Source organism: Fibrobacter sp. (genome assembly GCF_017545445.1).
GTDB lineage: Bacteria > Fibrobacterota > Fibrobacteria > Fibrobacterales > Fibrobacteraceae > Fibrobacter.
The window spans coordinates 1-12,609 of the sequence record NZ_JAFWOM010000120.1 but is presented as its reverse complement, the minus strand read 5'-3'; the positions used below and the strand labels follow the sequence as shown (position 1 = coordinate 12,609).

Sequence of the window (12,609 nt, the reverse complement as noted above, 5' to 3'; positions counted from 1 at the left end):
TACTGGAAAAAAGTTTACTATCTTTTACAATAGAGGTGCCAATCGTGTCTAAATTCGGAGTTATTATTACCTTCTTGATTCTCGTGCTTTCGCTAGGAGCGCAAGCGCAGTCTCAGAATAATTTTGCAGGCATCCCTTTTGGTTCTTCCCGCGAAACCGTTATCGAAGAAATGATGAAGAAAGGTTACGAGCCTTACGGTCAGAGTGGTGTCGGTGAACGCGTGGTCATTCCTGTGTATATGTTCGGTGAACTGCCTGTGCAGGTCGATTTTATATTCAACAAGAATGACAAGTTCTATGCTTTTGAAATCCGTACGGGTCGGGTAGAACGCGCTCGCTTGAACAAGACTTTTGAAGCGGTCGCCTACATGTCCGATCAGTTTACGCTCAAGTACGGCAAGGCTTCGGCGGCTCCTGCCATTAGCGAACTTTCCAGCCTCAAGGAAAACGTTCATAACTTCTATCAGGAATGGTTCTCGGTGAAGGCGTTGAACGCTTATACGGCCGTAGTGCAGAAGGGTAGCCGCTACTTTGCTATCGGTTCTGTGACGCATCGTCAACTTGCGACAGAAGCGGACAAGCGTGCTGGTCGTGAAAAACCTGCTGAAGCGGCTGCGTTCTAAATCGCGAATCGAACCACGAAATTTGCAAAAGTTTTAACAGCTCGTAAGGGCTGTTTTTTTTATCGAATCGCATCTTTTTTCAAAATTTTAATGAATATTTATGGAATAAGGTTGTTTTGAGCTTGACAAAGTTTGAAATAATTTTATATTTGTAATAATTACAAAATTAATTACAAATTTCTTTATCAATTTCCGCGATGCGGAGAAGGAGAAAATATGAAAGTCTGGGTTTGCAAAGTTTGCGGTTACGTTCACATGGGTCCGGAAGCACCGGATGAATGCCCGCAGTGCCATGCTCCGAAGAGCAAGTTCTTCGAAAAGGTCGAACAGCCGGCCGGTGGCAAGATTGTCTGGGCGGACGAACACAAGATCGGTGTCGCTCAGGGCTTGGATGCCGAGGTGGTACAGGGCCTCCGCGAGAATTTTGCGGGCGAGTGTACCGAAGTGGGCATGTACCTTGCGATGAGCCGCCAAGCGGACCGCGAAGGTTTCCCGGAAGTGGCCGAAGCTTACAAGCGCATTGCTTTCGAAGAAGCGGAACACGCGGCCAAGTTTGCAGAACTCTTGGGTGAAGTCGTCTATGCGGACACCAAGAAGAACTTGGAACTCCGCGTGGCCGCCGAAGCGGGTGCAACTGAAGGCAAGCTCGCTTTGGCCAAGCGTGCGAAGGAACTCGGCTACGATGCCATCCATGACACAGTTCATGAAATGTGCAAGGATGAAGCTCGCCACGGCTCTGCATTCCAGGGCTTGCTGGGCCGTTACTTCAAGTAATTTTGAGGTGTAAGGGCGGTTCTCGAAAGAGAGCCGCTTTTTTTATAAGGTGTTTAAGGGAGTTTTTAAGAGGGTGTCTATGCAAGAAACGGCAAGCATACTCAAGCAGCATGGCGTTAGGCCTTCATTGCAGAGGGTCTGCGTTTATCGCTATTTGCGTAACGTCAAGACGCACCCGACGGTCGATGAAATTTATTCGGCTCTTTTGCCGGAGTATCCGTCGCTTTCGCGCACGACCGTTTATAATACATTGGAGCTGCTGCTGGCGAACGACTTGGCGATTTCGCTAGATTTTGGCGACGGCTTTTTGCGCTACGATGCGGATTGCACGCCGCATAGCCATTTCAAGTGCAAGGGGTGCGGCAAAGTTTTTGACGTGATGCTCCCGCCGCCGGATTGCACGCAAATGATTCCCGCAGGATTCACCTTGACGGGGACGTTCCTTTATATGTTCGGGCTGTGCGACAAATGTTCTACAAATAACTGATCCCGGCACTAAGGCCGGGATGACAGCTTTCCAAACGGAGTTTAGTCTTTTAGTTTATCAAGGGCCTCGTTCGGGCCGATGAGGAACAGCACGTCGTCTTCTTGCAAGATGACATCGGCGATGTTACCGATCTTGGGCGTGGGCTCTTGCGGGTCGCGGATGGCGATAACTTGTACGCCGTACTTGTGCGTAAGCGACAGCACTTTCAAAGTCTTTCCGACAAAACTCTTGGGGCAGACGATCTCGACGATGGAGTAGCCTTCCATGAACGGGAGGAAATCGACCATGTTCGGGCGGTTCAAACGTTCGGCTAAGCTTATGGCGGCATCGCGTTCTGGATGGAAAATGTCCGTGACGCCGAGCTTTTCCAGAATGCTCGTATGTTCGGCACTGCTCGACTTTGCGATGATGTGCTTGACCCCGAGTTCTTTCAGGTTCAGGATGGTGAGGAGGGATGCTTCTAGGTTGCTGCCGATGCAGACGATAACGCTATCTGCCTTGGTCAAAGACGGGATGGAGGCGAGCTGCTTTTTGCGGGTACTGTCAGCGACAACAGCTTGAGAGACCATGCTGGCGAAGTCCTGGACTTTTTCGGGATGCGAGTCGATGACCATGATGTCATGACCCAACGACGTCAAATGACGGGCAAGATAGTTTGCCGAATTCCCAAGACCGATAATAACGAATTGTCTAGAAGCCATGCGGTAAATATAGTATTAGTGGTTAGTAGGAAGTAGGAAGTAGGCAGTAGGAAGGATGGTATCTTGGAGCTGTCATCCTCGACCGAAGGGAGGGGATCCATACAGTTCTGAGAGCGGATACGGAATCTTTTGCGTTCCTAATCCCTACAACCTAAGACCTAAAACCTTATTTGGATTTAGACGAGAGGTGGCGAAGCCGCGTTTCTTTTTAGTGGTTAGTAAACAGTAGGAAGTAGGCAGTGAGTGCAGGTATGGGGTCGCGGCCACTGTCATCCTCGAAGCGGAGCGTAGGGGATCCATACAGTTCAAGGAGCAGATACGGAATCTATTGCATTTTTTCTAATCACTAACCACTAACCACTGCTCACTGCATTGGATCCTATCGGTACGTTGCACTTCCTCCAGGATGACGCCTTTCGTCTTTCGTCTATAGCGAGCAACGCGAGCGTTCTTTCGTCTAATCAGCCGACCATTATGTCTTCTTCGGCGAACCAGGCGGTATCTTGCAATTTGGCGGCGACTGCGGAAATGAGGAACAAGGGGCCCATGCGTCCGATGAACATGACCACGCAGATGACGTATTTCCCGACAAGGGAGAGCTCGCTTGTGAGTCCCATGGAAAGTCCACATGTGGCATAGGCGCTGACAACTTCGAATAGGATCTTGAGGAACGGCCCGTTGTCGGCGTAATGCGCGCCGGAGGGAATTTCTGTACAAAGTAAAATTAGCGTTGCCGTCGCGATGACGACAATGGCGACGACGAAAATTCGAATCGCTTTATCAATGGTGTTGTTCGGGATGGTGCGTCCGAGGACTTGGGTCTTTTCCCTGCCGAGGAGTCTGTTGATGCCGAGCAACCCGATGACCGCTGCAGTTGTAATCTTGATGCCCCCGCCGCAGCTACCGGGGTTTGCGCCGATGAACATGATGATGATAAAGAAAAAGAGCGAGGCTTGCGAGAGGTCGGGAATGTTGACGGAATTGAGCCCTGCAGTGCGGCTCGTGAACGCCATGAACAATACGGACTGCGTGTTTTCGCTAAAGGAGTGACCGCTAAAGAGGTTGTTCCATTCGGTGAACGAGAAAACGATGATGCTTGCGACGATGACGATGATGGTGCCGTAAGTTGCGATGCGGGTGTGCAGCGAAACGCGGCGGATTTCTTTATGCGTAAAGTCAAAGATGTAGCGCAGCTCCGCGATGGCCAAAAAGCCGAAACCGCCTGCCAGCACGAGAATGCAGGTGGTGATGTTCATGACGGGATTGTACTGGAAACTTTCAAGCGAGTCGGGGAACAACGTAAATCCAACGCCGCAGAACGAACTCACTGCTTGGAATATCGAACAAAAGACGCGGTCGTAGGTTTCCATGGATTCAAACTGCGTAAAATAGACGATGCCGCCAATCAGTTCCAGGACAAACGTAAACGGAATTACGGCCTTGAGGATGCGGCCTGCGTCAATGTTACCTTCTTGCGTGAATTCGGAGAAGAATACAGACTGATGGCTGAATCCCGGATGCATACCGGCAAGCAAGATAATCGTCGTGGATGCGGTCATGATGCCGAGTCCGCCTAATTGCATGAGCGTGACGAGAATCCACAGTCCGGTGTGCGTAAATGTGGAGGCGATATCGACAACGGAAAGCCCTGTGACGCAGACGGCGGACATAGCGGTAAAGAAAGCTTCGATAAAATCAATAGGGCGCGTAGTGGATTGCGGCAGGCTTAAGAGCGCAGTGCCGATAGCGATGAGCAATAGATAGCCCAGCACCACTAGCATAATGGGGTTCGATTGAGTTCTTGCTTTAAAGACGTTCTCGGAAAAAGAATCCGTGAGCGTTTGGTACTTTGAACGTAGCATGAGAGCGAATTTAGAAAAGTTGAAGAGGGCGCTCCCTCAGGCTTGCCCTAGAAAAAGGAAAAGACCTTGCGTTTCCGCAAGGTCTTTAGTGTAAGGAGGAAATTCTTGTGATTTAATCTTGGACGCAACGGACACTGAAGCGCTTGGTCTTCTGATCGACCTGGAAGAACAAACGTTCGTCGCCTTCCTTAACATAATCGGGAGACTTTTCCACGATGATGAGAGCACCGCTGCTGCCGCCATTGTCATTATACTTCTTGTCGTCGCTCTTTGGCTCGCTAGATGTCCAGTGGAAGCCCATGTCGCCGAGGAAGTTGCAGTCGCCATCCTTGCAACGTCCGCTGTAGCTCCAAGGAACGGATTCGTCGTTGAGTGCTGCCTGTGCTTCTTCTCTGGTGGGGATGTGCCAACCGAGCGGGCATGCCTTCTGAGCGGCGTTATACGTGTAGAGTCTGCCGTTCGTGTTGCAGTTGGCTTCCTGTTCGTTGTAGCATTCGCTGTTGGCTACAGAATAGTTAATGTCCTGGGCCATCCAGAGCTTGCCGCCAATCTGCTTGAGCTGGTATGTCTTGTTGTCGCGCATGTCGGTCATCGACATGCCGTTGACGGTCGGAGCCTTATTTACCGGTTCGTCGATGGTGATAGCATTCGCGGATGAAGAAGACTTCGGAGCAGCCTTGGAAGAAGATGAACGCGGCTTGACATTTGCTTTGCATCCCGCTTCCCAGCAGAATGTTTCGTCGGGTTCTGTGTACTTGTCAGGGTACTCGATTTTCGGGGCTTCGGTATTGATTGTTTTATGACCTTCGACTGTGTCTTTTACTCCGATTTGAACGGAGGTCGCAGAGTTCTGGTTCTGCTGGGGAGAACTGGAGGTCGGAGACGCTCCCTGAATGGAGGATGACGATACTTCGGCTATTGGAGTCGGTCCGACTGGACTAGGCGCATCGTCTCCGGAACACCCAAAGAAAAGGGCGGTAAATCCTAAAAATGCGATTGAAAGTGTTTTCTTCTTCATGATATACCAAATATAGTTTACAAAATTGCATTGGTGTAGCAAAAACTTTTTTACTATCTTTGGAATCACTATGAGTAATGTTGAAATCTTCGACACCACGTTCGCCATGACTATCCTTGTTATCATGGCTCTCTGCATTCCTGCGGCCTTGCTCGTTGCCAACTGGTTCTTGCATCCGGGCAAGATCAAGCATACTATTATTAAAGGCTCCGCCTACGAATGTGGCCTAGCTCACGTTTCCGGTACGGCCAACGAACGTTATCCGGTCAAATATTACATGGTCGCCATGCTTTTCTTGGTGTTTGACCTCGAAGTCGCCTTTATCTATCCTTGGACAATCCAGTTCCTCGCTGGCGGTTGGGAACTCTTGTTCATCCTTCTCGGATTCCTTCTCATTCTCGAATCGGGTTACATCTACCTCTTGAAGAAGGGTGTTCTGGACTGGAATAGCGTCAAGGATTAATCCTTATATAGCAGTTTATTCTATCTCAAAATGGCGGATGCAGGCTTTCGGGTTTGCATCCGCTTTTTTTGTCCCCAGTTATTGCTTACTAGAATTGTGACTGGATCCTTCGTCCCTTCGGTCCTCTGGATGACGTTCCAAGAACCAAATTCTTACAACCAATGACTAATGACCAATGACTAATAACTAGAACGCGTCGCGGACGTACATCGTCATGCCGAAGTTCTTGAAATCGACCCATGAAAATTCGCAGCGGGCGTACAAGTTTTCCTTCTTGTTGAGGGCGAACCGCCCCCCGAAGCCAAGGCTCCTATGCCATTTGTTCTTCATGAGCTTTCCGAAGTCATCGCCTGCTTTTCCGCCTTCGAAGAAGATGTCGCCTGCGATTCGCCAGAACAGTTTCTTGCGGAATTCCGTTTGCAAGAACAAAGCCTGGTTCCCGTAAAAGTAGTTCTTCTCGACTCCACGGAACCGCTTGAGTCCATCGGAACCCGCGAGCTTGTCGAAGGGGAGGTGACCGTTGGTGCGTTGCCAGAGCAGACCTACGGCCATGGATGTATTCCAGATAAATTCAGAATAGCCGCGGATGTCAAGCTCTTGCTGGGTGTAACTGTAATCCCCTAAAACTTTGTTGTAAAAGTAATGTCCCCATTGGACTAGATAGCCGTGTCTAGCCCAGTTGGTGTTGTCGCGAGTGTCCAGCGTTAAATGGTACCCGATGCCGTTACGCCAGCCGTCCGTGTTTTCGGGCTTTTCGATTTTTCCGTGGTAGGTGTAAGGATTGAAATCAATGCTTGTGTAATTTATTTCGACGTAAGGGCCGTACTTAAAATCGGGAAGCCACTGCTTGGTGCCGAAGTTCGTTTCGACGAGTGACTGGAGATAGAACGTTTGTCTGTCGAATTTGCGGAAGTCGTCGTAATTGGGATTGTTTCCTGCCCCGAAGTAATTGCCGACCCAGTTTTCGTAATGGAGGTCGATATCTGTTGAAATCTGGTCTCTTAAAAAGTAAAACTTTGGAGAGATGGAGGCTGTCAACTGCTTTCGCGAAGTTCCGTAGCACGAGAGGTCTAGTTCGGAGATGGTTCCGCCTTCGAAGGAGGGCTTGAAGAAAAGGATGGCCATGGCGCCGAATTGGTATTGCGTTTCTTCGGTATAGCCGACGATTGGGACTACAGAAATGTGCTGGAAGTCGTCTTTTGCGGGGGGGATTGTGGAATCGCTAGAAACCTCGGACTGCGCGGGGCTTGCGGAAGCGCTCGCTGTAGTGGTTTCTGCCCCGGCTTTTACAGGCATGAATAGGACGGGGGTAAAAAGGGTGGCTAGTACCAGTAGCTTTTTTGAAGAGAAACGCATTTCGCCCAAATTTAAATAATTAGTGGGGGCTTCTAAAGGGGGCATGGCAAGATTTCTATTTTTATGGAAAAAGAAGGGGGTTTGTTTATGCCCATATTGTCGGTTCAGAATATATTGATGCGTTTTGGCGGTCCGCCACTTTTGGACAATGTCTCGTTCGATATCGAGGCGGGCGACCGCATTTGCCTTGTCGGGCGTAATGGCGAGGGCAAGAGTACGCTGTTGAAAGTACTGACTGGCGAGATGGACACCAATTCCGGCGAGATCGTGAAGAAGTCGGGACTCCGCGTGAGCCGCATGATTCAGGAAATTCCGGCGCATCTCGACGGGACGGTTCGCGATATCGTGATGGGGCGCGTCTCTGTCGTGAGCGGCGGTTCCGTTATTTCGAAAAAGATTTTGGATGATGGCGCCCACAATGCGACTGCCGAGGCGATTCTTGGCAAGACGGGCATTGATACGGATGCTCCTTACGACAGCTTGAGCGGTGGCCAGAAACGCCGTGTGCTTTTTGCGCGTGCCGTGGCCGAAGACCCGGATTTGCTTTTGCTCGACGAGCCGACGAACCATCTGGACATCCCTGCAATACAGTGGCTGGAAGGGATTGTTTCGCGTTTGAATTGCGCGGTGATGTTCGTGAGTCATGACCGTGCGTTTGTCCGCCGTATTGCGACTCGCATTTTCGAACTTGACCGTGGCCGCGTTCGCAGTTGGGATTTCCCATACGACAAGTTCGTGCAGTTCCGCGACCAGGCTTTGGCCGAAGAAGAAAAGGCGAACCAGCTTTTCGATAAACGCTTGGCCGAAGAAGAAGTGTGGATCCGCAAGGGCATCCAGGCCCGCCGTACCCGCAACGAAGGCCGTGTCCGAGCTCTTATCAAGATGCGTGAAGAACGTGCTGCACGCCGCAACCGTACAGGCAACGTGAATATGCAGATTACGGAAGCCGACCGCTCCGGGCGCCTTGTCGCTCGCCTCAAGAACGTGAGCTATTCGTACGACGGCAGTCCGCTCATTAACGACTTTTCGACTGAGATCAGCCGTGGCGACCGTATCGGCATCGTAGGGCCGAACGGTTCTGGGAAGACGACGCTCTTGCGCTTGATTCTTGGCGAACTCCAGCCGGAATCGGGCGAAGTCCGCTTGGGCAGCAACCTCCACATTGCTTACTTCGACCAAATGCGTACTCGCCTTCGCGAAGACAAGTCGCTCGTTGAAAACATCGGCGACGGGCAAGCCTACATTACTTTGAACGGCGTTCGCCGTCATGTGTTAAGTTATTTGCAAGATTTCTTGTTCTCGGCGGATAGAGCTCGCGGCCCCATTAGCGCGTTAAGCGGCGGTGAACGCAACCGTCTTTTGCTCGCGTGTCTCTTTAGCCACCCGAGCAACGTCTTGGTGCTTGACGAACCGACGAACGATTTGGACATGGAAACGCTTGACCTTTTGGCAGAGCTTTTGGCCGACTATAACGGCACCGTCTTGACAGTCAGTCATGATCGCGCTTTCCTCGATTCTGTGGCGACGGGAATATTTGCCATCGAAGAGAACGGCCAAATTTTTGAAGCGGTCGGCGGTTACTCCGATTACGAGGCGAACAAGAAAATCCGCGATAAGGAAGCCGCCAATGCCACCCGCATCGCTGCTGAAAAAGAGGCGGAAAAGTTGGCTCGCTCAAATCCGTCGGGTGCGACAGCGGCGCCCTCGCTTTCCACGAAAAAGAAAAAGCGCAGTTTTAACGAGGAACGCGAATACAACGCTTTGATGGGGAAAATCGAAAAACTGGAAAAGGAAATCGCCGATTTCCAGCAGGAACTTTCGAAACCCGAAGTCTATACGAACGCCGCACTCATTGTGGAACTTCAGAAAAAGATATCGGATGACGAGACTTTGCTCGAACAGGCGTACGAACGGTTCGAAATATTGGACAATTTAAGCTAATTTTTTTATAACGAGTGTGACATTATCATATGTTTATTGTAGATTTACAATGATGGGTTTTTGATATTTGAATATGATGGAGGAATTGAATATGAAATCGCTATCTTTGTCTATTGCGATGATTTTAGCCGGAGCGGTAACGAGTATCGCCGGTACATCGGTTTGGAGTGTCGATAAGAAAACGGGCAACGACGTGCAACCCGCTAGATGGGGTGATGTCTATGCCAATCCTGAAGGACAGGCGAAGGGAGAGCTCAAGCTTACCGATGAAGGCTACGTGTTCTCTACAGAACTGGTTCTCGTTTCGGGTAAATACAGCAGTGCTGGTTTTTCGATTGTTTGGAAAAGAAGCAACACCGAATACGCAGATCTTTCGAGTTATTCCGGTCTTTGCTTAACGTACAAGGCTGACCGTCCGTTCCGCGTCGATTTTAAGCAGTCTAGTATCACAGACTACAATTTCCATGGCGTGGTTCTCCCGGCACAAGATACTTTTGTCGCCAAGTTCATCGATTTCGCGAATTTGGAACAGGAAGGTGGTTGGGGGGAAAAGGTTGCTTTGGATTTGACTCGGCAACAGGGAGTCCAAATTAACTATAAAGAGGGCATTGCCACAAGCCTTGAAGAAAGCGATGCAAACAGGCTTAAGAACGTCATTACGGTATCTGCAGTTTCTCTTGGCGATTGCGATGAACCTGTTGTCGAAGACTCTCTTGTCGTTCTTGCTCCTTACAACAAAGCTCAGCAGGTGACAATCAAGGAAACGGATACGTTAAAGATTGATCTCAAGAAAGTCTTTGCTGCAAGTAATGCCGAAGGTGTCACGGTTACGCCGACCATGACAAGAGCCGTGTTGAACCAGGTCAAGCCTGCAGGTGTACCGACAATCAAGGACGAAGTATTCTATGTTCCTTCGGGCATCGACAAGGATACCACGTTGTCTCTCATCTTTATCGCTTCGGATGGTTCTAAGTCTGCAATTGCGCAAATTGATGTAACTATTACGGACGAAGCGGAAGGCCCGATTTGCCCGGGTGATCCTCGCTGCCCGGATAATCCTCCTCCAGAGAACCACCCCACGAAGCTTTTGCCACCATACGATGATGGAAAACCGGTTGTTCTCGATACCATGCCGGAAACGGATACGTTGAGGATAGCCCTTGGTACGTTGTTTGCAGACGAAGATAATGATAAGCTGACTTTTGCTGTTGAAATGTCAGTTCCGTTGATGAAAAACTTGACGGCTTTGGATAAGGTTTCTTTGAAGGATTCGCTTGTTATTGTCCCGTCGGGAGTGAAGGCGGATACGTCCTTGACGGTTACCGTTTCTGCAACGGATGGAAAGTCTGATTTGGTCAAGGTTGTGTTTGTTGTTAGAATCAAGGATTCGAATACTCCGCCAGTTGCAAAGACCGTAGAATACGATGCGAACGAAGATTTGGCTCTTATCGTTCCGACTGCAACCGGTATTGCGGTAAAGGGCGCGAGCGATTTGGATGGTGACGATTTCCTTGTCGTTATGGTGGATTCGACCAAGCATGGCGTAGTGACCGGATTTTCTCAGATGGGTTCGTTTACCTATAAGCCGGAACTGAATTTCCATGGTGACGATACGCTTACTTACGTGGTCGTTGAAACTGCAAACCATAAGATGATGAGCGCTAAGGCCATGGTGATTATCCATGTGCTGCCGGTCAACGACGCTCCGACGTTTGTCGTTGCTGATAGTGCGTTCCTCAAGGATACGATTTCGCTGGACATGGACTTCGACGAAGATACTGTTCCGGCAATTAAGATTCCGACAAAGTCTCTTGTCTTTAGCGATCTCGAAGTTACCGAAGGTACGCAAAAGCTTACTTACAGAGCCCAGGGGACGAACATCGAAGCTGTAGTCGATAGCGTGAATGCTACCTATTACTTTATTTCTGTAAAGCCGGTAACTAATGCTAGCGGTGCTGCGACAATCTTCCTCTATGCTTGGGACGGAGCGGATTCTGCTGGTGTGAATATTCCTGTAAAGCTAGTCTCTCCGAAGGATCTTGCTCATGCCGAAAAGGATGAATACACCGCATATAACGATACGGTACTTGTGGTGGATGCCAAGAAGGGTGTTCTTGCCAATGACATTTATCCGGAAGGCATGACTACAGGAATGACCGCTGAAATTGCCCAGAAACCTGCTCATGGTACGCTTACGCTCAACAAGGATGGGAGCTTTACGTACAAGGCGAATGAAGGTTTCGTAGGCGTTGATTACTTTGGCTATTTCGATGTTATCAATGGAACAAAGTCCAAGGCGGCGATTGTGACCATCTCTGTCGAAAAGCGTAACCAGCTCCCGGCTGTAATCGTAAAAACGGCAACGCTCGATACGACTGTTACCGAAGACTTCCCAGATACGAAATCTCTGAAATATACGAAGTCTGTAGTGGCTTCTTGGTTCAAGGATCCCGAAGGCGATTCGCTGACGTTCGCAGCCAAGAGTAAGGATGGAAAACTTAAAGTCGAAATTACATCTGCAGGCGTTCTGGAGATCAAGTCTGCTCCGGATTCGACGGGTAAAGCTTATGTTGTCGTGACTGCGACCGATAAAAAGTCCGGTTCCAAGAGCTTTGAGTTCTGTGTGACGATTACTGCGGTAAACGACAAACCGATATTGTTGCATGGCGATACTGCTTATGTGCCGACAGCAGGCTGGACGGTGTCATGGAATCTCGATACGCTTGTCAAGGATGTCGATGGGGACAAGTTGGAATACACTCCGAACGAAACGAGTGCTTTGGCGAAGTACATGACGATTACCTTGAAGGGTTCCGTGCTCACGGTAAAGGCCATTGACGGACTTAAGTACACCGAAGGCAAGAAGTATGCTCTTGGTGTCAAGGCTTCTGATCCTAGCAAGGCTAATGTGACGATTCCTTTGTACATAGCCATAGGAACGGTCGGTATCAAGCCGCAGCTTGCTCAGCCGAAGATGAATTGGCAGAACGCTGTGATGGCAAAGCGCGGAAGCGTTTCTATCATGGATATGCAGGGTCGCAATGTGTGGAGTGCCAAGCTTCCGGTGAACCCGGCTGAAGTGGTGAACGCCTCCGCTCAGGTGCAGGGCCGCAAGATTCTCCGCGTGAACAACCAGACGTGGACGATTAAATAGACGAAAGAACGGGCCTGACGGCCCTATAGACGAAAGACGAGAGAATGTCATGCCGGACTTCGTTCCGGCATCGCCCTTTAAAACAAAAGAAGGGCTCCGCAATGCGGAGCCTCTTTTATTACAAGAGTTACTGGATCCTTCCGCCTTTGGCGTCAGGATGACGCTCGTTTTACGAGCGTCACTTCACCAGTTCTTCAGTGTCGAGGGCGATGAGCAATTCTTCGTTTGTT

The 12,609-nt window shown here is 49.8% G+C and carries 11 protein-coding genes; 7 read left to right on the top strand and 4 right to left on the bottom strand.

Annotation, left to right across the window (positions count from 1 at the left end; genetic code table 11):
* Positions 1 to 44: 44 nt before the first annotated feature.
* The 3 genes from IKG78_RS13315 (at position 45) to IKG78_RS13305 (ending at position 1,884) form a co-directional block, all read left to right on the top strand.
* Positions 45 to 623, top strand: coding sequence for a hypothetical protein (locus IKG78_RS13315; RefSeq protein WP_290944300.1), 579 nt, complete (start codon positions 45 to 47; stop codon positions 621 to 623).
* Between the two features lie 216 nt (positions 624 to 839).
* Positions 840 to 1,397, top strand: a complete 558-nt coding sequence (locus tag IKG78_RS13310) for an NADH peroxidase (protein ID WP_290944298.1) — start codon at positions 840 to 842, stop codon at positions 1,395 to 1,397.
* 79 nt (positions 1,398 to 1,476) lie between these two features.
* The gene (locus IKG78_RS13305) at positions 1,477 to 1,884 is read left to right on the top strand and encodes a Fur family transcriptional regulator (protein WP_290944296.1); all 408 of its coding nucleotides are present in this window, start codon (positions 1,477 to 1,479) and stop codon (positions 1,882 to 1,884) included.
* Positions 1,885 to 1,925: 41 nt separating this feature from the next.
* On the opposite strand, the gene IKG78_RS13300 is transcribed toward IKG78_RS13305, so the two are convergent.
* The 3 genes from IKG78_RS13300 to IKG78_RS13290 all read right to left on the bottom strand — a co-directional run bounded on the left by IKG78_RS13300 (position 1,926) and on the right by IKG78_RS13290 (position 5,465).
* On the bottom strand, positions 1,926 to 2,585 hold the full coding sequence (locus IKG78_RS13300) for a TrkA family potassium uptake protein (protein ID WP_290944294.1): 660 nt from the start codon (positions 2,583 to 2,585) through the stop codon (positions 1,926 to 1,928).
* A gap of 461 nt (positions 2,586 to 3,046) precedes the next feature.
* The gene (locus tag IKG78_RS13295) at positions 3,047 to 4,447 is read right to left on the bottom strand and encodes a potassium transporter TrkG (RefSeq protein ID WP_290944292.1); all 1,401 of its coding nucleotides are present in this window, start codon (positions 4,445 to 4,447) and stop codon (positions 3,047 to 3,049) included.
* Positions 4,448 to 4,559: 112 nt separating this feature from the next.
* Positions 4,560 to 5,465 carry an FISUMP domain-containing protein gene (locus IKG78_RS13290; RefSeq protein ID WP_290944290.1) on the bottom strand — a complete coding sequence of 302 codons (906 nt, stop codon included), beginning with the start codon at positions 5,463 to 5,465 and terminating at the stop codon, positions 4,560 to 4,562.
* 70 nt (positions 5,466 to 5,535) lie between these two features.
* On the opposite strand from IKG78_RS13290, the gene IKG78_RS13285 reads away from it, so the two are divergent.
* Positions 5,536 to 5,928, top strand: coding sequence for an NADH-quinone oxidoreductase subunit A (locus tag IKG78_RS13285; protein WP_290944287.1), 393 nt, complete (start codon positions 5,536 to 5,538; stop codon positions 5,926 to 5,928).
* Between the two features lie 186 nt (positions 5,929 to 6,114).
* On the opposite strand, the gene IKG78_RS13280 is transcribed toward IKG78_RS13285, so the two are convergent.
* Positions 6,115 to 7,224, bottom strand: a complete 1,110-nt coding sequence (locus IKG78_RS13280; RefSeq protein WP_290944285.1) for a BamA/TamA family outer membrane protein — start codon at positions 7,222 to 7,224, stop codon at positions 6,115 to 6,117.
* Positions 7,225 to 7,371: 147 nt separating this feature from the next.
* On the opposite strand from IKG78_RS13280, the gene IKG78_RS13275 reads away from it, so the two are divergent.
* From IKG78_RS13275 to IKG78_RS13265, 3 genes are all read left to right on the top strand, one after another.
* Complete coding sequence (locus IKG78_RS13275; RefSeq protein WP_366075453.1) at positions 7,372 to 9,225, top strand: ATP-binding cassette domain-containing protein; 1,854 nt, start codon at positions 7,372 to 7,374, stop codon at positions 9,223 to 9,225.
* A gap of 91 nt (positions 9,226 to 9,316) precedes the next feature.
* Complete coding sequence (locus tag IKG78_RS13270; protein WP_290944280.1) at positions 9,317 to 12,379, top strand: Ig-like domain-containing protein; 3,063 nt, start codon at positions 9,317 to 9,319, stop codon at positions 12,377 to 12,379.
* A gap of 49 nt (positions 12,380 to 12,428) precedes the next feature.
* Positions 12,429 to 12,609, top strand: a 181-nt coding sequence (locus tag IKG78_RS13265) for a hypothetical protein (RefSeq protein WP_290944278.1), incomplete at its 3' end; no start/stop codon positions are given.

What these genes read in the sequence shown, in the direction of transcription:
- IKG78_RS13310 (WP_290944298.1), top strand. Translation starts at nt 840, where the DNA reads ATGAAAGTCTGGGTTTGCAAAGTTTGCGGTTACGTTCACATGGGTCCG.
- IKG78_RS13305 (WP_290944296.1), top strand. Translation starts at nt 1,477, where the DNA reads ATGCAAGAAACGGCAAGCATACTCAAGCAGCATGGCGTTAGGCCTTCA.
- IKG78_RS13300 (WP_290944294.1), bottom strand. Translation starts at nt 2,585, where the DNA reads ATGGCTTCTAGACAATTCGTTATTATCGGTCTTGGGAATTCGGCAAAC.
- IKG78_RS13295 (WP_290944292.1), bottom strand. Translation starts at nt 4,447, where the DNA reads ATGCTACGTTCAAAGTACCAAACGCTCACGGATTCTTTTTCCGAGAAC.
- IKG78_RS13290 (WP_290944290.1), bottom strand. Translation starts at nt 5,465, where the DNA reads ATGAAGAAGAAAACACTTTCAATCGCATTTTTAGGATTTACCGCCCTT.
- IKG78_RS13285 (WP_290944287.1), top strand. Translation starts at nt 5,536, where the DNA reads ATGAGTAATGTTGAAATCTTCGACACCACGTTCGCCATGACTATCCTT.
- IKG78_RS13280 (WP_290944285.1), bottom strand. Translation starts at nt 7,224, where the DNA reads ATGCCTGTAAAAGCCGGGGCAGAAACCACTACAGCGAGCGCTTCCGCA.
- IKG78_RS13275 (WP_366075453.1), top strand. Translation starts at nt 7,372, where the DNA reads ATGCCCATATTGTCGGTTCAGAATATATTGATGCGTTTTGGCGGTCCG.
- IKG78_RS13270 (WP_290944280.1), top strand. Translation starts at nt 9,317, where the DNA reads ATGAAATCGCTATCTTTGTCTATTGCGATGATTTTAGCCGGAGCGGTA.